At 52.5% G+C, this 18,569-nt stretch carries 17 protein-coding genes and 1 other RNA gene; 11 read left to right on the top strand and 7 right to left on the bottom strand.

Annotation, left to right across the window (positions count from 1 at the left end):
• Positions 1–2: 2 nt before the first annotated feature.
• Positions 3–494, bottom strand: a complete 492-nt coding sequence (locus tag QML71_RS01200; RefSeq protein ID WP_282010070.1) for an RNA polymerase sigma factor — start codon at positions 492–494, stop codon at positions 3–5.
• A complete protein-coding gene (locus QML71_RS01195; RefSeq protein ID WP_282010069.1) occupies positions 443–805 on the bottom strand; it encodes a hypothetical protein in 363 nt (120 codons plus the stop codon). Before QML71_RS01195 ends, QML71_RS01200 begins: the two co-directional genes overlap by 52 nt.
• 185 nt (positions 806–990) lie before the next feature.
• Here QML71_RS01195 and QML71_RS01190 point away from each other — a divergent pair, with 185 nt between their 5' ends.
• The 4 genes from QML71_RS01190 to QML71_RS01175 are packed head-to-tail and all read left to right on the top strand — an operon-like array spanning position 991 to position 3,867.
• The gene (locus tag QML71_RS01190; RefSeq protein WP_282010068.1) at positions 991–1,716 is read left to right on the top strand and encodes a MotA/TolQ/ExbB proton channel family protein; all 726 of its coding nucleotides are present in this window, start codon (positions 991–993) and stop codon (positions 1,714–1,716) included.
• A gap of 18 nt (positions 1,717–1,734) precedes the next feature.
• Positions 1,735–2,151 (top strand): ExbD/TolR family protein, encoded by a 417-nt coding sequence (locus tag QML71_RS01185; RefSeq protein WP_282010067.1) that lies wholly within the window; start codon positions 1,735–1,737, stop codon positions 2,149–2,151.
• Positions 2,152–2,159: 8 nt separating this feature from the next.
• Positions 2,160–3,128: an energy transducer TonB gene (locus tag QML71_RS01180; RefSeq protein WP_282010066.1), complete on the top strand. Its 969-nt coding sequence runs from the start codon at positions 2,160–2,162 to the stop codon at positions 3,126–3,128.
• 4 nt (positions 3,129–3,132) lie between these two features.
• Positions 3,133–3,867 (top strand): EF-hand domain-containing protein, encoded by a 735-nt coding sequence (locus QML71_RS01175; protein ID WP_282010065.1) that lies wholly within the window; start codon positions 3,133–3,135, stop codon positions 3,865–3,867.
• A gap of 35 nt (positions 3,868–3,902) precedes the next feature.
• On the opposite strand, the gene QML71_RS01170 is transcribed toward QML71_RS01175, so the two are convergent.
• From QML71_RS01170 to QML71_RS01155, 4 genes are all read right to left on the bottom strand, one after another.
• Entirely contained in the window at positions 3,903–8,828 is a 4,926-nt protein-coding gene (locus tag QML71_RS01170; protein WP_282010064.1) for an MHYT domain-containing protein, read from the bottom strand.
• Between the two features lie 345 nt (positions 8,829–9,173).
• Positions 9,174–9,557: a VOC family protein gene (locus tag QML71_RS01165; protein ID WP_282010063.1), complete on the bottom strand. Its 384-nt coding sequence runs from the start codon at positions 9,555–9,557 to the stop codon at positions 9,174–9,176.
• Positions 9,558–9,683: 126 nt separating this feature from the next.
• The gene (locus QML71_RS01160) at positions 9,684–10,463 is read right to left on the bottom strand and encodes a DUF4437 domain-containing protein (RefSeq protein WP_282010062.1); all 780 of its coding nucleotides are present in this window, start codon (positions 10,461–10,463) and stop codon (positions 9,684–9,686) included.
• Between the two features lie 247 nt (positions 10,464–10,710).
• Entirely contained in the window at positions 10,711–11,262 is a 552-nt protein-coding gene (locus QML71_RS01155) for a hypothetical protein (protein ID WP_282010061.1), read from the bottom strand.
• Between the two features lie 40 nt (positions 11,263–11,302).
• Here QML71_RS01155 and QML71_RS01150 point away from each other — a divergent pair, with 40 nt between their 5' ends.
• The 6 genes from QML71_RS01150 to QML71_RS01125 are packed head-to-tail and all read left to right on the top strand — an operon-like array spanning position 11,303 to position 16,953.
• A complete protein-coding gene (locus QML71_RS01150; protein ID WP_282010060.1) occupies positions 11,303–11,725 on the top strand; it encodes a heavy metal-responsive transcriptional regulator in 423 nt (140 codons plus the stop codon).
• Between the two features lie 50 nt (positions 11,726–11,775).
• Positions 11,776–13,875 carry an NHL domain-containing protein gene (locus tag QML71_RS01145; RefSeq protein ID WP_282010059.1) on the top strand — a complete coding sequence of 700 codons (2,100 nt, stop codon included), beginning with the start codon at positions 11,776–11,778 and terminating at the stop codon, positions 13,873–13,875.
• A gap of 13 nt (positions 13,876–13,888) precedes the next feature.
• Positions 13,889–14,896, top strand: a complete 1,008-nt coding sequence (locus QML71_RS01140; RefSeq protein ID WP_282010058.1) for a leucine-rich repeat domain-containing protein — start codon at positions 13,889–13,891, stop codon at positions 14,894–14,896.
• Between the two features lie 34 nt (positions 14,897–14,930).
• Entirely contained in the window at positions 14,931–15,497 is a 567-nt protein-coding gene (locus QML71_RS01135; RefSeq protein ID WP_282010057.1) for a DsrE family protein, read from the top strand.
• 6 nt (positions 15,498–15,503) lie between these two features.
• Entirely contained in the window at positions 15,504–15,866 is a 363-nt protein-coding gene (locus tag QML71_RS01130) for a DF family (seleno)protein (RefSeq protein ID WP_282010056.1), read from the top strand.
• Positions 15,859–16,953, top strand: a complete 1,095-nt coding sequence (locus QML71_RS01125) for a leucine-rich repeat domain-containing protein (protein WP_282010055.1) — start codon at positions 15,859–15,861, stop codon at positions 16,951–16,953. The genes QML71_RS01130 and QML71_RS01125 overlap by 8 nt, the downstream gene beginning before the upstream one ends.
• Before the next feature lie 218 nt (positions 16,954–17,171).
• Here the strand turns inward: QML71_RS01125 and ssrA are convergent.
• Positions 17,172–17,535, bottom strand: a transfer-messenger RNA (tmRNA) gene (gene ssrA / locus QML71_RS01120).
• A gap of 389 nt (positions 17,536–17,924) precedes the next feature.
• On the opposite strand from ssrA, the gene QML71_RS01115 reads away from it, so the two are divergent.
• Complete coding sequence (locus QML71_RS01115; RefSeq protein ID WP_282010054.1) at positions 17,925–18,425, top strand: hypothetical protein; 501 nt, start codon at positions 17,925–17,927, stop codon at positions 18,423–18,425.
• The last annotated feature ends 144 nt before the right edge of the window (positions 18,426–18,569 follow it).

Below are 18,569 nucleotides of genomic sequence, written 5' to 3'. Positions count from 1 at the left end.
ATTTAACGTTCCAGATGGAGTTTTTTACGACAATGCAGGAGGGCTTTGATGATGTGTTTTTCCACCATGTTGAGGGAAATACCCAGGCGCTCGGCGATCTGGCTGTAACTGAGTCCATCGAGACGATTCATCAGGAACACTTCCCGGCAACGCGGCGGCAGCGTGGCCACCGCCTGCGACAACTGTTCCAGACCCTGCTTGGCGATGGCCGCGCGTTCCGTGTCTTCAGCCGGGCATTCGACTTCTTCCGGCAAAACGGCTTCATTGAAATGAAGGGAATGACGCCGCTCCTGCTGAAGGCGGGTGCGGGCCAGGTTGGCGGCGACCTGAAACAAATAGGCACGGGGATGCGTCAAAGGCGTGCGGCAGGCATAGCGCAACATGCGCAGGTAAGCCTCCTGCGCGACTTCCGCTGCCGCTTCTTCGCAGCGCAGCATACGCGTCAAAAACCGGCATAAGGCGTGATGATTGGCAAGGTACAGATGCTCAACCATCTGTTCTTGAGCGGGTGCGGCCAAATCGAAAACACTCCCCAGTCTGCCATCGCCGGAAACCAGGAGAAAAGCCCCGGGAAATACCGGGTTGAAAACACCTCGGTATCCGAGCCCTTTTCCGAAAGAAACGGATGGCAAGCTAATTTATAATGAAAATCAAAATCAAAGTATATCATCCACAGGGGGCTGTCAAGCCATCCGCCCACAAAATCGAGTATAATAATGACTTTCATTTTCAAGGGATTTTGGTTAAGATTATTGGCAACAGATTTCAAAAACATTTTCATAAGGTCAGGGTTGGGCTCTTTCAAACGTCATACATGTGGAGCTTATGTGTTTTGTCTTCCCCATTCCGGGAAGATGGAGGCGTCGCCCTCCAAAACCCATGCCGATTCCACTAAAAATGAGTGATTGAGTCCGCCACGGTCCGGGGAAAGCCACGCTGTTTCCGGTTCGGGGTATTTTCTTGTTCGCGTTGATTGTTGAAGGAGGTTGAATGGATCCCGCACAAACCAAAGCCGCCGTGGAGGAAACGATTCCATTATTGGAATTGATCGGCAAGGGAGGGGTCCTGATGATCCCCATCATTCTTTGCTCCGTCGTCGCGCTGACGCTGATCATCGAACGATTGATTTTTTTCTATTCCAGCAAATCAAGTCCGGAAAAGATGCAGAGCGTGTTTAAGACCGTGTTCCTGGAAGGCAATAACATTTTCGCCCGCTCACACGACCAGCTACCTGGCTCCGCCGGCCGCCTTTTGCAGGTAGCACGCAACTGCTTCAATTATCCCAAGTGGAAATTCGAAGAGGCGCTGACGCTGGCCGGACAGGAAGAGTTGAGCAAGATGGGGAAAAACCTGCGCGCACTGGAAGTCATCGCCGCCATCGCTCCATTGCTCGGTCTGCTCGGCACGGTGGTGGGCATGATCCAGGCCTTCGGCAAAGTGGCCCGGCACAAAAACCAGATCGATCCCAGCATCCTCGCCGGCGGCATTTGGGAAGCGTTGATGACCACGGCGGCTGGGCTCGGCGTCGCCATTCCGGTGATGGTGATGCTCCACTACTTTGACCGCCGGATGGAAACGATGTCGTTTTTGATGGAGAAGTTCAGCCTGCACCTGGTGCACCAATGGGACGACACCAAGGAAAAAGCCCGGACGAAAGCCGTGGCGCCCGAAAAAGATTCCGGCGAACGGCGTATGGCCAACGCCCCGGCGAAGTGATTTTGGACGACAGAAAATATGGTCAGCCTTAAAGTTCAGCCCCGGAAAAATAAAGGACTCGATATCGCGCCGCTGGTGGATATCGTTTTTCTGCTGTTGATCTTTTTCATGCTGACCTCCACGTTCATCCGGCAGGAGGGCATGGACATCGAACTGCCGGAGGCGGAGTCCAGCGAGTCTTTCAACATGAAGTCGATCAAGATTCAGATCCAGGAAAACGGAACGTTGATGGCGGGCGACAAAAAAGTGTCATTGGATGAAATGCGATCGATTCTCGGAACGGCGGTGGAAAAGGATTCGTCCGTGCCCATCATCATTGAGGCGGACAAGAAAACCGATTTCGACCTGTTCGCCAAGATTCTCGATATGGCGCGACTGCTCGGAGCCGGCAACATCGTGATTGCCACCGATCCCCTTAAGTCAACTTCTTCTTAAGCGTGAATATGGAGACTCGATACCCTACACACTTACCGGTAACCGCGTCGGTGATGGTGCATCTCATGGTGGCGTGGGTGATCTGGCAACAGAACATCACCTTCCATCTCGAGCCGAAACCGGAGCCCAAAATCAAGGTGCATGTGGCGTCCAAGCCGCCGCCCCCTCCCCCGCCTCCTCCCGCACAAACCCAGCCTGAGGCGCTGAAACCCGTCGCCCAGCAACCGGTGACGCCGCCACAGAAAACCGTAAATAAAAAACCGTTGAAGCCACCGGTGCCCAAGCCGATGCAGGTGGTGCAAACCCAACAGGTGAAGCCCAAGGTGCCGCCACCCCCGGTGAACACCAAGCCCATTCAGCAGGAGGTGACGACACCGCAAACGCAGACACCGACCTTCGCCCGGGCGATCCGGCACACCACGGTTGAGGCCAGTTTCAAAACCCCGGTGTCCACGGTGCCGGTGCAGTCCAAAGTGGCCCCCACCACCGCCGTGCTGAAAACGCCGGTGACGCCCGAATTCACGCCGAAGACAAAGACGGTGAAAATGCAGACCGTGGACCCGGATGCCTTGATCGAGGAGGCGGCGGAGCCCATCCAGACCGCCAGCCTGAACACGCCCACTCCCAATAAAACCGGGCCGGTCAAAATGGCCAAGATCAGCGGCAACGGACCCGACCTGCAGAAAGCGCTGGATCAGTTCAACAACGCCATCTGGGGGCAGATTCTGAAAGCGAAATTTTATCCCAAGATGGCCCGCATGCGCCGACTGGAAGGTCAACCCGTGGTAAAATTCACCATAGAGAGAGACGGGTCCTTGAGCCAAATCACCATCAATAACTCGTCCAATCATGAAATTCTGGACAGCGCCGCGCTCAAGACTATCCAGAACGCCGCGCCCTTTCCGGGTATTCCGGAAATTTTGAATGAGGACCGAATGGTTCTGGAAGTTCCCATTTCATTCATTCTAAACAAATAGGATCATGAAAAAACAAATTCATTTCATCGCTTGGGCCGCGTTTGCGGCATTCACCCTCGCTGCCGCTCCCACGCTGGCGGAGGTTCACGAAATCGATTCCGACTTCGACGGCAAGGTTGACCAGTGGCAACACCTCTCCGCCAGCGGCAAACCGGAGAAAGTGGAGTTCGATAAAAGCGGCGACGGCAAACCGGACCAGGTGGAATATTACGATGACGCCGGAAAACGCACGCGCGTCGAGTTCGACCGCAACCACGACGGAAAGATGGACCAGTTCCAACATTACTCCGCTTCCGGCGGGATCCAGAAAATGGAATTGGATTCCACCTACTCCGGCAGGGTCGACTGGACGGAATTCTACAATAAGCAGGGCAAACTGGAAAAAGCCGTGCGCGATGAAAACGGAGACGGCAAACCCGACCAGTGGCAGTACTTCAACGCTTCGGAACAGCTGGAGCGCATTGAGTACGATGCCAACAAAGACGGCAAGATCGACCGTTGGGATCAGCTAAACAGTGCCGGGAAAATTTCCGAATCGTCTTTCGACACCAACGGCAACGGCAAGCCAGACCAGTGGCAGTACTTCAACAACTCCGAGGTGATGGATAAGGCCGGGTTCGACACCAACGGCAACGGCAAGCCGGACCAGTGGCAGATTTACGGACCGGACGCCAAGGTGGTGCGGGTGGAGATCGACCGCAATCACGACGGCAAGCCCGATCAGGTCATCAACAAATAACCACGCCTGCCAAAGAAGATCCGGCGACGCCGCGTTCAGAGAATCGTCTTCTCCTGCACTTTTATTTGGATGGCTTGCAGGATTTTCCCGGCATCCGCAAATTCATATTGCTCCAGAGCTTGCTTCAACTGCACCCACTCCTGGTGCAAGGGTGAATTTTCCAAATAACCGCGGAGGGTCAGGGATCGGTTGAGCGCACGCCGATCGTTCTCCGAAAGCAGTTGAGCGATGTTGTTCAAAAGCATGATCAACTGCGAGTCTCCCTCCAAATTCTCCACACGCACCGGGGCCGCCTTCACAACAGGATGGGTGGGAATGCCTCTTGATTGGAGCCACTGCCCCACCGCTTCCATGATGCAGTCAAAGTTCCGCATGAAATCACGAAAGGCTCCGTCCCGTTGCTGGGCTTTGTTTTTCTCCAACACGGTTTCCAACTCCTTGGCGGAATGGAACAGGTCGTTCGCCCCAATGTTTCCCGCCACCCCGGCCAAGGAATGCGCCTCGCTTTGCGCGGTCTGGAAATCGCCCGCCTCCAGCGCCGCGGCAATGCGTCCGGCCTGGCCCAAGTGCTGCTCATAAAATCCGGTTAAAATTTTAACGTACGTTTCTTTCTTGCCGCCAATCCGGCGAATGGCTTGATCCACATCGATGCCTTCGATCGTCCAGTCCCCGCCGGGGATCGGCTTGGGTTCCGGTGAAGTGGCACCGGTTTCCGGCATGGGGGCGCGGGAACGGCAATCACCCAGCCATCGATGGAGGGTGCGGTACATCGCTTCCGGATCAATGGGTTTGGTGATATGGTCGTTCATGCCTGCATTCCGGGTTTTCTCCCGGTCGCCGACCATGGCGTTGGCGGTGATGGCGATCAACGGCAGGTTTTTGAATTGCACCATTTCCCGGATGTGCCGCGCGGCTTCCAGGCCATCCATGACCGGCATCTGGAGGTCCAGCAAAACCAGATCGAAGCGCTCTTCCTTTAACGCGCTGAGAGCCTCCTGTCCGTTGTTGGCCATCCGGACTTCAAATCCAACCTCCTGCAACAGTTCGCGGGCCACCTGCTGATTGATTTCGTTGTCTTCCGCCACCAGCACTTTCTTCCCGGCAAAGAACGCGGAGTGGAACGCATTGACCGGCTTCTGCGTGAGACCGGCCACCGAGGTTTTTTGTTTTTCGTAAACCAGGTCCATAATCATATTGAACAACTGTGACAGCTGAATGGGTTTGTTCAAAAACCCGTCAACACACTGGTTTTTCATGGAACTGTATTGGACGAGGTTTTCCTCTGGAGCCGCCACAACGATTTTAGGAGCCTTCTCATTGGCGCTTTGGTTTTTTATGCGCCGGCAGGCCTCTTGCCAGTTTTCCGAATTCTCGTTGATATCCAGCAGGATCAGGTCGTAGGCTTTCAGCCCTGTTTCGCCCAGCTTTTTCTCTGCCTCCTCCAGCGACGGCACGCAATCGACCTGACAAGAGACTGTCATCAACATTTCTTTTGCCATACCGATTTCGTCGGAGCTGGAAGTCACGATCAACGCCCGTTTCTCCATATATGCCGTCGTCGCTGGCAACGTGCCAACCCCTTTCTCTCCGCATTCAAACGGCAGGACCAGAGTGAAGGTGGTTCCTTTGCCTTCCGAACTCTTGACGTCGATGGTCCCATCCATCAACTCCACCAATTGCTGGGTGATGGCAAGTCCCAGACCCGTCCCGCCATAGCGGCGTGTGGTGGAGGGGTCTGCCTGCGAGAACGCCTTGAACAGACGCTGGAGTTGTTCGGGGCTCATGCCAATGCCGGTGTCCCGAACCACAAATTTCAGATGGACCCGATCCTCTTCCGGATTGGCGGAAACCAGGTCGGTGTACACGGCGACCGTTCCCTTTTCCGTAAACTTGATGGCGTTGTTGACCAGGTTGGTCAGCACCTGCCCCATGCGGAGAGGATCGCCAATGAGTTTCGCGGGCACCAGGGGAGAGTTGAAGAAGATCAGTTCCGTACCCTTCTTTTGCGCCCGGTAGAACTCCTGCTGAGAGACGGTTTCCAAAACCTCTTCGAGATTGAAGGGCACCTTTTCCAAATCCAGTTTGCCGGCTTCGATTTTGGAAAAGTCCAGAATATCGTTGATGATGCCCAGCAGGCTGTCGGTGGACTTTTGAATTTTGATGACGAACTCCCTCTGCCTGTCGTCGAGATCGGTGCGCAGGGTCAGGTGCGTGAGGCCGAGAATGGCGTTCATGGGCGTGCGGATCTCGTGGCTCATGTTGGCGACAAACCGGCTTTTGGCTTCGCTCGCCAAGCTGGCGTTGCGTTCCGCCTCCACCAGTTTCTGTTCCGCCAGTTTGCGCTCGGTGATGTCCGTATGCGTGCCCACCGCGCGCAGGGCGCGTCCCCGCTCATCGCGCTGCACCGTTTTTCCCCGGGTCAGAATCCACCGGTACGATCCATCCTTATGCCGGAGGCGCAGGGTGAACTCAAAATGACTGTCCTCCTCTTCAAGGTGCCTGTGAATCCGTTCCCGATAAGCTTCCATATCCTCCGGATGCAACAAATCGAAAAAGGTGGACTGAACATGGGGTAATTCAAACGGTCCGTAACCCAGCATGGCCATCCAGCGGGCGCTGAAATAGCGCCTTCCCGTGACCATGTCGGCGTCCCAAAGCCCGTCCTGACTGGCGTCCATGACCAACGCAAACCGTTCTTCACTGCTTTTCAGGTCTTCTTCCGCCTTCACGCGCCGGGTGATGTTCCGGATCACCGCAAATGCAACTTTTCCCTCGCTGGTTTGGATGAGGCCCGCCGACACTTCGACGGGAAACTCCCGGCCGTCTTTCCTTTTATGATGGCAGACCACCATGCCAACCGATTCCCCCGCAACCACTTCCCCAAAAACCTGCAACGTTGCGGCCGGATCGCCCGACAACATTTCCAGCTCCAGGCCCAGCAACGCCTGCCTCGGATAACCATACATATTTTCCGCGGACGGGTTGGCGTCCAGAACTTTCCGCGTTTCCACATCGAAGATCAGGATGGCGTCCGATTCCGCGAGGAACAGCTGGCGGAATTTTTCCGCTTCGTCCCTCGCCTTGATTTCATTTGTCTGGGATTGTTTTTCACGCAGTTCCGCATCGGTGTGCCTGCGCTTGACGATGAGGGTGATCACCACCGCAAAAAACAAAACAAACAGAAGGGAAACAAAAATCCTTTCCAGTGTCCGGGAGGAACGGAACGCCTCATCGAAGTCCATCTCCGCCGTCACACCGATTCCATATTGGGGAAGCCATGTCCACGCTCCAACCACGGCAACTCCCCGATAATCGCGGTATCCATTGACATCCAATCCGCTTTCCCCCATCACCGCACTCGCCGCCATGCGGGTGAGAGGTTGCTGCTTCCGCGGCAGGGTGGGCTTGTATCCTTCCAGGACACTGCCTCCGGGATCGCGAACCTCCAGTATATAGGTTCCCAAATTTTTATTGAGTTCGGCCAAACCAAACTTCTTGATCTGATGGTCAAACCGGCTGTGACCGATCATGATCCCTTGCCGGTTGAAGGCGTACGCTTCTCCGGTTTCTCCGGAGTGGGTGGTTTCCAGGGTTTTACCAAAAGCGATGGAAGGGCGCAGACGGAATGCCAACACCGCCGCCACGCCTCCATCTGCATGGCGCACCGGCGCCGCGGCAAAGATCGTCGGCTGGTTCTTATCATAAATCCCTTTCAGGCCCGGAAGTTTGACTTCCGCCCAGAACGGGGAAGAGAACACCACGTTGCCAGCCAGCGCCTTCTCTACAAACGGTTTTCCTTTCAACAACGATTGCCCCACCGGTTCCTCCAGAAGTGCCGCCAGGGTACGACCGGTGGTGTCCACCACCACAAATCCGATATGATCCTGGTTGCGGTGGAAGGGTCCCAGAATTTTTCTCAATCGGGCGAGTTCCGGAGTGGCCATCAATTCTTCGCGGGTCATGTCTTGTTTCGTGGCTTTTTGCGCAAGCGAAAGGATGTTGGGCCGTACCCGCTCGTCCCCACTCCAGAACTTTATAATCTGGAGTTCCTTTTTCACCACGGCGTCGATGGCTTCCACATTGATTTGAAGGTGGGTTCTCAGCAAATTGGCGATGTTCCCTTTCACTTCTTTCTGCACCAGTTGGAAACCGCCCCAACCGATGCCGATCATGAAAAAAGAAAACAAAACCGGAAGCAGAGTGATGGAGGAGTACTCTTCCAGCAGAAGGGCGATGGTGAGAATGAAAAACGTCATCAGCACCACAGCCAGCGCCAGGGTGTCTTTATCCAGCAGGACTTCCTGTTGGTGTGCGATTTCCTGGGACGGGACGAAGATGCCCGCCGCCATGCCGGTGTAATGCATGCCCACCACCGCTGCGCCCATGATGATGGCCGCGAGCATTTTCACCAGAAAACTGTTGTACCTGTCCTCCTGCCGCGATTTCATCATGATGTACAGCGCGGCCATGGAAGCAACCACGGCAATCAAAACGGAAAGACCGGCCATGCCGAGATCGTAATGCTGGGTGGCTTCCATGGTCATGGCCAGCATGCCGGAATAGTGCATGCAGGTAATACCAGACCCCATGAGAAGCCCGCCCCATATCATTCTGGTGGGGTGGTACCGCAGGGAACCGCAAAAGTAAAACGCGGCGCCGGAGGAAATGATCGCAACAAACAGGGAGAACAGCGTGAGGAGAAAATCGTAGGAGACGGGCATCGGCAGGCGGAATGCCAGCATGCCGATGAAATGCATCGCCCAGATTCCACCGCCCATGCAAACGGCACTGCTTACGATCAGGAAATGGCGCGGAGGGGCGTTGCCTTTCCTGATACGGGACATCACATCGAGTGCGGTGAAGGCAGCGAATACCGCAATCAGGTAAGAGAGGGCCACCAGGCCCATTTCATAAGATCCCTCAAGTAGCAGAGCATTTTGGGCCATCGATGGAAACGTCATTTCCATCCCCCCTTGACAATACGCCGTTTGTTTTCCGAACTTTTACAGTATAACTATTTTTTTTAAACCTTGGTTTTAAAGATAATTTTCCGCCCACCTCAAGTTTCTGGTTTCAAATGCAATATATTCAAAAATTGATTTTTTCGAAGAACCAAAGGTTTGGAGTCGATATAAAGTGGCCTTTAAACTCTTTCAGAGTTAAGAGTTTGGAGTAGATCACATCAGATAAACACCCCACTCTTAAATTGCATTAATCCTGAAAGCCTGACGAAAATGGAAGGGAGCGACGAGGGCAAATCCAAAAACTACAAATGAAAAAACATTTTCCAGTGTGGAGCCGGAATATTACGCCTGGCTTCCGTAAGGGCGGGTGATGATTTCGAGCAGGTGACCGGAAGGATCTTCAAAGTACACACCGCGGCCGCCGTCATGATGATTGATCTCGCCTTGTTTCGTTTGCTGGGGATCGGCCCAGTATGGCAGCCCGCGGTCCGTGATACGTCCGAAAATTTGATCGAACTCCTTTTCGCTCACCAGGAAGGCATAGTGTTGAGTCTCGATTTTATCCGTGGTTTCGAGAAAATCCAGACTCACATTATTGCTGGTACGGACAATGAGGAAATGACTGAACTCTTCAGGAGCGGGCAAGCCCAGTATGTCCGCCATGAAGGTGGCGGACTTCTTCTTGTCCACAGCGTCTATGATGGTGTGATTCAACTCAACGGCCATGACGTCTCTCGTCCCGGCGGCGCCCGGGTCCTGCTCCCTCGGGTTTCATCGGACTTGAAATGGGTGGAGGCGAATACTCTGAAGTCGAACCCGTGTCTGTGCCTCTCAGCCTTGTAATATAGCTCCCTAATTCAGTACAAGATTGCCATCCGACTTCACATAAACAATACAGCTCACCTGTCCCCGGCATAGAAAAGTCGTGCTTGAATCCTTATCCATCGTAATAAGGCTTCCTGGCATTAAAATACGGTTACTTTTCTCGTCAACTTCAATACTCCCATCCACCACAACCACTCGATTATTTTGGCCACCAATTATTATGGAATTACGAAATTCAACAAGGCGTCCAGAAATTTGATGATTTGAATCTTTCCACAGGAAGGCTACTTTTGCTTCTCCTTTATCGACCCAAGTAATGTTTGAATTTTGAACATGTATGGGCCTCTCCCCATTATCGAAGGCTTTGCTCACTGGCCGGACAAGGTAAGGGCCGCTATCTATTTCAATAAAGGCAATGTTTGTTGTTCCCTTGGCAGATGTGATATGAGCTTCGCCTGCAGGCTGAGTCCAATAAGAACTCTTTGGCATCCACATAACGGCAGCAGAGGGATCATCATTGTGAATGAGGCCATTCAACACAATTCCTCTGTAAGTTACATTGTGAATGTGCGGAGGAGAAGAAAACCCATCGACAAATTTAACTAAAAACCCAGTTGGAACCTTATCTTTTCGATCACCCCACAGATTTGCTGCTTTCGGGCTTTTTTCGCCACGCGCCGGGTTAAGCTTTTCCCATTTGACGTCTGTTACAGACCGTGTTTGGACAGTTGAACGGAGTATTTTATTGCTTGTTGCACAACCCAAAAGGAAAAAGGAAAGTATCGCCGTCAATATATAGAGTTTCATGAAATGATACTTCCATAACTTCCCGGGTTCGACTTTTACAAAATTGGTGGGGCGGGGACTCCTGAACAAACCTTATAACAAATTATATTTAAACCGTTTAAGCGATTAAATTTTTCTCACCTGCCCCCAAAGTTGCCCCCTAATCCGTGCCAGCCATGGGTTCAATTGCACTTGTGCACTTGCAATATCTTCAGGTAAAAAATTTCTCAAAATTAAAAACCATTTTACTCGCCGAACACCTCCGCTGTCAAACGAGCCGAAAAGGCTGACTCAATACTTCGGCCGCCTTCGCTTTCAAAATAACAAAAACCACATCGAATTGCTTGCCCACCTCTCCCAGATCGATGGCCTCTTCCAGTGCTTCCGTTATCGAAAATATTTCCTCATCTTCCTCAAACAGTAACCGCACGCAAAAAAAGTGGAGTTGATACCGAAAGAGGAATTGAGCGCCAGCGACCGGTCGTTTTACGAGTCGGTCACCACCCGCCGCTCCATCCGCGATTTTGGGGAAGATCCGTTGAGCCTGGCCGGGCTTTTCAAGAACCTGAACCAGAGTTACGGCATCGCCGGACAGATTCCCATTCCCGGAGACAGCGTGGATAAGACCATGCTCTGCGTTGCCTTCCTCGGAAAACCAAAATAAATCACCAACAGACAAGACATCGCACCGGGTGAGCCCGGCGCCAACCCCGAAAATATCCTGGAAATAGGCGTTGACCTGCCCGGAGCGGGTCCCTACCTTTTCATACAGACTCCTTATAGGCCCAAAACCGATGGATTGGCCTTGACTCTGGTCCATGGAACAGGGTTTAGATTGAAGATCTCGAAGAAGGAGAGCCATGTACACTCGAAGCAAACTGGCCCAACAATGTGGCATCAATATTGAGGTCCTCCGCTATTATGAGAAGAAGGGCCTGATCCAGCCCCCTGCCCGCTCCCCTTCCGGATACCGTCTTTATACCGAGGATTATATTCACCGTATCCGGTTCATCCGCAATGCAAAGGAAGTGGGTTTCACCTTAAGTGAAATTTCCGAGCTTCTGCGCCTGCGAACCACTCGAACCCGGCAATGCCGGACGGTGATGACCCAGGCAGAAAAAAAGCTCACCGAAGTCGACCAAAAAATCCAATCGCTTCAATCCATCAAGAAAGCTTTAAAAGGACTTATTTTAAAGTGTCAGAAAACGGTGCCATCGGAAGAGTGCCCCATTTTGACCAGCTTCGATTCCGGAAAAAGATCCAGGCGCAACCGAATGGAATGACCATGCAATTCTTATCCAAAATACTGGCGGCCTTTTTAATATGGATTCCAATGTCCGCCAGCCCAGCCTATACGGGGGAAACCCTGTATCCCTACCCGGAAATCGGCGACGGCCAGCCTGCCCTTTCGGTCCCATTGACTTTGGTGGATGGGATCGTCGTGGACCGGGAAGGCAATGTTTACATCAGCCACCGCTCCAAGCATCGCATCCGTAAAATCGATCGCAACGGCATCATCACCACTGTTGCCGGAAACGGGAAAGCGGCGTTTTCGGGCGACGGCGGCCCGGCCATCCGGGCTTCGCTGAATTCGCCGGCGGGGTTGACGGTGGACCCCAAAGGAAACCTGTATGTCGCGGATCGCAACAACCACCGCATTCGAAAAGTGGATACGGAAGGCATCATCACCACCGTCGCGGGCAATGGGAAAGGGGATTTCACCGGCGACGAGGTGCCCGCCGTCGAAACCAGCTTGAATCTCCCCTCGGATGTGGCGGTGGACGAAGAAGGCAATCTGTACATTTCCGACCGGTCCAATAATCGGATCCGCAGGGTCGATCCAAAAGGCATCATCACCACCGTCGTGGGTCTGGGTCCGGCCTGGTATGGCGGGGACTTTGAACTGGCCCTCGACGCTTTTCTGAAATTTCCTTTTGGGATTGAACTGGACGACAAGGGAAATATTTTCATCGCGGATCGGGGCAACAACCGGGTGCGGAAGGTAAACAAAGATGGAATCATCACCACCGTCGCGGGAGACGGCCTGTTTGCCTCCCGAGGCGATCGGGGCCCGGCCTTCGAGGCCAATCTGGCCTACCCCACCGATGTGGCAGTGGACACAAAGGGGAGTATTTATATTGCCGACCGCAACAACAGCAAAATCCGCAAAGTGAGCCCCCTGGGCATCATCACCACCATCATGGGCACCGGGAACACACATTTCAATGGAGACCAGGGCCTGGCTCCCCAAACCAACCTGCATTTGCCTTTCGCCCTGGCTTTAGGTCCGGATGAAAAGACCCTGTATGTGGTCGATCGAAATCACTTTCGCATTCGTCGGCTGGATTTTGCGACTCAGCGGGTCGAAACCATTGCGGGCAACGGAGAACAGTTCTTTAAAGGAGACGAGGGAGAGGGATTGGGAGCGACCTTGAACGGTCCTTCCGGCCTGGTGCGGGACTCCGAAGGGAATTTGATTTTTTCGGATCAAATGCACAACGTCATTCGAAAGCTGACCCCCGAACAACAAATCGTGACCCTGGCCGGGAACGGCAAGATTGGCAACAGCGGGGACCAGGGTTCCGCCCTGAAAGCCACCCTGCAAAAGCCCTCTGATCTGGCCTTGGATTCCAGTCAAAACTTATACGTTGTGGTCCGTTCCGGCAACGGTTGGCGTATTCGAAAAATCGATCGCGAGGGGACCATCACCTGGTTTGCCGGAGACAGCCGGGTTGGCACTGGGGGCGACGGCGGCCCGGCCCGCGAGGCGTCGTTTTACGTCATCAAGGATATTGCGTTTGATAACCACGACAACCTGCTTGTCGCGGACACGGCAAACCCCTTTATCCGGCGCATCACACCGGAGGGAATAATCGACAAGGTGGCGGCGGAGTCCTGGGGAAAACTGGAAGGCGACATCCATCCCAATGGTATTGAAATTGACGATGCGGGAAACATTTATGTTTCGGATTCGGGCAAAAGCCTGATCTGGAAAATCGACCCGGAGTTTGCGGTCACAGTATTCGCGGGCACCGGGGAGTTTGAAGATCACAGCGATGGGGGACCAGCGGTGAAGGCGGGAATCCGGTCGCCTGGAGATCTCAAATTTTCTCCGAACGGGGATTTATATGTCGCAGAGCAGACGTCGCATGTGATTCGCAGAATCGACCTGAATGGCATCATACACCGGGTTGCTGGCACCGGCGAGGCCGGGTTCGAAGGGGACGGCGGCCCGGCGGTGGATGCGCAGATCAACGGACCGGCAAGCATGGCTTTCGATGAGAAGGGAAATCTTTACTTCACCGACCGCCTGAACAGCCGTCTTCGCAAAGTGGATACAAACGGAATCATCACCACTCTGGCGGGCAAAGACCACTCCGGATTCTTATCCGATGGATTGGAAGTCAACCTGGTGGTTCATAACTTCCCTTAATTTTTTTTAAATTATGCATCTCCCTTTTCGCACATTCTTTTCCTTACTGGGCCTCCTGGCCCTCACGGCAAATCTTGCTTATGCCTTCGACATCAACAAGCTCATTTTTAAAGATTTAAGGGATGGCGGCAAGCATTTGAACATGAGCCGCGGTGGCATACTCAAAGATGAAGGAATTCAACAACTGGCAGATTCAAGAATGTTGTCCAAGGTCGAAACGTTGATTCTTTCATCGCATGAAATGAAGGACCAAGGGGCCATTGCCCTGGCCAATTCCAAGTACTTGAGCAATCTCATAAAAGTAGATTTTAAGAACAATCTAATCGGTTCCGCGGGAGTCGCCGCCATCGCCAACTCGGAAGCGTTTTCCAATGTGAATTATTTAAGCATGTGGGGAAACAAGGTGGATTCGGAAGGAGCACGCGCTTTAGCTCATTCACTATTAAATAAATTGGAATACCTGGATTTATCCAACAATACCATTGGCCCGGAAGGAGCCAAGGCATTGGCGAACTCCGGCAATTTCAAGAATCTCAAAACCCTTTTGCTCGGCAATAACCAAATTGGGGACAAAGGATTTTGCAGCCTGGTACAGTCGCCCGTTTTGTCCAGCCTTGAAATCCTGGAAGTCCCGGGCAATTTTATCGGCCCAGAGGGAGCGGAATGCTTTCTTGGAAAAACCCGCTTTCCGATGCTCCGAAAACTCCACACACTGAACATAAGCCGGAATCAACTTGGCGACCAGGGAGCCCGCATTTTGAGTCAGGTCACTCACCTGGATGCTTTGAGGGAGTTTGATTTGCAATGGAATCAAATAAACGAAAAAGGGGCGCAAGATTTGGCCAATTCGATCGGATTCCAGAACCTTAAAATTTTAAAAATGTGGGGAAACCCTATTGGGGAGCGCGGCGCCAAAGTTCTCGAAGAATCGAAAGCCTTGGCCAATCTAACAAATACCATTGAAATCCAAATCGAAACCGAACCGAGCGGCACGGTAGAAACCGGAAAGCAACCCCTCTGATTTTGATCGATTTGAACGCGAAAGGAACAATGAAATGTCACTGGTTTGCCTGAGACGAAAGACTCTTGCTAAAACAATTTTACTGATTCTTGGTGCCGGGGCGCTGTTTCTGGCTTTCCCCAGCGGAGCAATCAGTGAAACCACTCCGTCCGCCAACTCGAAGAAGCATTTTCTCTTTCATATTAAAACTTCGCTGGAAAAAGATGATGCCCAGATTTGTGTCGCGCCCAACCTGGCCTGGGCGGCCCTGCATGGGGGGCACCGGGTCACTCTTCTTTTTGATGGAAGTGCGGTGACATCGGTTAAGAAAAAGTGGCGCATCCTGGGCCCCGCCGCGACCGACATGGACCGTGCCCCACTTCCGGATAGAGAGAAAAAAGCACTGGCGGAACAATTCAATGAAAAGCTGGAAACCATTCCAGACAACTATGGCGACTATCTGGCATTCCTGAAGGAAAGGGGTGCGAAGCTTTATATAAACAAAACCATGACCGTTTTATATAATATCGACAGCTCTGAAATCGATCCCAACTTAACACCGGTCTCCCTGTCTGAAATGGTAAAAGCCATGGAAAATGCGGATATTTACATTGTCTATTAAAATTTCATGAGCTCCAAATCAAGACAACACTTAAAAAATTTTCTTAAAATGAAAATCGAATTACTTTATTTTGCCGATTGCCCGAACCATGAACCCGCCCTTGCCATGCTCCAGCAGGTGGTTGCGGAAGAAGGCGTTCAGGCAGACATTCAATCTATAGACATCACCTCGGAAAAAATGGCTCAAACCATGCGCTTTCTTGGCTCCCCCTCAATTCGAATCAACGGTAAAGATGTAGAAGGCAACTCCATGGCTGACGCAAGCTATGGCCGGAAGTGCCGGATTTATTTAGATAGCGGGAAGCCCTCCGGTTTGCCAAGCAGAGAAACTCTAAAAAAGGCGGTAGTTGAGGCCAAACCCAATGCCTGAACAATTTGGAAACAGGAAATCTCTTGCACTGCAAGTTCGTCTTTCCATTTTGGTCCTCGCGTTTTTCTTTACTACCGGATCGAGTTCTTTTTGGAGCTTGGATCAAGTCGAATCCTACATCAAAAAAAAACTGCGTTTTAACCCGGACACCTTGAGAATTATTTCAAAACCCATTGACGCCCAGGGTGTGTCCCATCTGGCCAGTATTCCGGAAATTCAAACCATAAAAAAACTGGTCTTGCACGGTGTCGATCCTGGCATTCAGGGTATCCAGGCTTTGGGAAATTCCAAGCATTTGAGCAACCTGAGGCACCTGAGCATAGAAAAAAGCGGCGTCACGGATAAAGCATTAAAGGAACTGGTGGGCTCCCCACTATTCAAACAACTGGAAACTCTCGTGCTTTACAGAAACAACATTAGCGACCAGGGAGCCAATATTTTGCTGGCTAAGCTTTCCGAATCTCAACTCAACGAATTGAACCTGAGCTTTAATAAAATTACAGATCAGGGCGCCCATGCCCTGACCCAGGCACCTTTCCTGCTAAAGTCACTCGACACACTAGTCATGACTGGAAACCCCCTGGGCCAGTCGGGAAAAGACGCCTGCGCTAAATTTAATTTCAAAATAAACTTTCGAAAATTAAAAGAAAATGGCGAGCTGAATAACCTGGAGTCCCACCTTATGGGAGATTTGGGGTTGGAGGCCTTACTGGAAACCCAGTTTTTAACGGATTTGACGGAGCTTAATTTAAAAAAAAATAACTTAAGCTCCCAGTCCGCACGGTTGCTGGCTCAATCTTCAAGCATCAGAAATATTAAAATTATAAATCTATCTCACAATCAAATTAATGACCAAGGGGTTCAAGCTTTGGCGGAGTCCGAAAATTTTTCCGGCTTGAAACGATTATTACTGGATTACAACATGATAGGAGATGAAGGTGCCCGGGCACTAGCCGGATCAAAAGCATTTCCAAACCTGGAAAAATTGAGCTTGGAAGAAAATCAAATTGGTCCAAGAGGGGCCGATGCCTTGTATCGGTCGCCACATTTAAGAAATCTTAAATACCCAATTTTCGGTTTTCATTGATACGCTCGCACAATTCTTCATCATAGACTTTACCCATCTGATGCAGTTGCCCAACATCCAAATAGCGGCAATCGCTTGCGACTTCCCTCGAATGCAAACTCCATGGCCTACTGCTTCCGCAACCACCCCACCAGGTGGACCCGGAACCGGCCCCAAAACCAAAAAGCCCGCTTTTACACGGACTTATGGACCTGCTTGGATTTTATCGGACTGAAAATTGGTGGAGGCGGGGGGAATTGAACCCCCGTCCGGAAGTCTTTAACAAAAGGCATCTACATGCTTAGTCCGCGTTTTGAATCTCGCCGGCATTACTCCCGCGAACAGGATTGCATGCCAGCCAGTCTCTAAAGTTTAACCACACACTCCCGAGACACGAAGTGTACAGCGAGTTCGCAGAAATGACGTCCATATCCTCCTCGCGAACAGAAGAGAACGGGACGGCAACTGGTAAGGGTTAGTTACGCAGCTACAGCTACTTCATAATCATTGGCGATTATGGTTTTTACCGTTTTTTTAGGGGCCAACGGTATCCCCTGCATGCCACCTTCGTCTCTTTACTCCCGTCGATCCCAGTTCGCCCCCAAAATGCATGACGCGCCGGTGTGCGGGCACAACGAAGTGTTCCTATGTTTAATATAACACCGCTACAACCGTTTCCCAAGCGGCACCACATGGGTTTCGGCTGAAATCGCAACCGCCCCCCACCGCATCCCAATAAAAACACCCCCCAACCCGCATTGGGGGGTGCCGCCGTATGGAATACGGGAACGAGCCGGGAGCTTCCCATTCACTCTGACGGCCCCATATTCAATACGGTTCCACATCAGGGCCCAAAACGGCCCTGTTTCTTTAACGGAAATATCCCGCAAAAAGTTGAATTTATGGAGCCTATGGATTAATCTAAGCTTCTCCGTCGGACAAAATTCCCGGAACCTACTGATAATCAAACCCATACAGGATTTGGAGGAAGCATGCGCGTTTTCAGGCTGGCAGTGATTTGGATGGTGGTGTTGGGACTCCCCGCAACCGCCCTGGCGGACATGGACCCGAAGTATTCCTGCCTCGACCACTCCTCGCGGCAGGTGACGGTGGTCAAGGCGAAAGACCGGAAAGCCCCGGCAGTGGAAGCGTCGTACACCTTCCGTGGCCTGCCCGTCCTGAATGTCAATTTCCACGCGCTGGCCGCCATGAAACCGAGCCCCCTCATGCAGGAGTTCATGTACTTCCGCGAGTGCGGCCGCCACGTGCTGGGTTTCGTCGTCAACCCCGCGACCACGGTGTCCGAACAGCGCCGCCAGACGAGCCTAGCCGACTGCTGGGCCGTCAACCGCCTCTACTACTACAACGGCACTGACAAGGTGTCCGTCATGAACGTCCAGGAAATGCTCAACACCCTGCCGCGCGGCCACTGGCAGCACTTTCCGGGTCCCATGCGCATCGTCGATTTCCCGAACAACTGCTACCTGCGTTAACCGGGTTGCACCCGGAGGCAGATTGCCCGGACTGCGTCCGGAGGCGGATGGCCGGGCCTCGCCCGGAAGAAACGAGCTAACACCCGGTGAGCCGACGCTGACCGGTGGGCGATGGGCTCCCCCTTCTCCGAAGGGGGCTGGGGG

It is taken from the genome of Nitrospina watsonii (genome assembly GCF_946900835.1).
GTDB lineage: Bacteria > Nitrospinota > Nitrospinia > Nitrospinales > Nitrospinaceae > Nitrospina > Nitrospina watsonii.
This window is presented reverse-complemented; position numbering and strand designations above follow the sequence as displayed.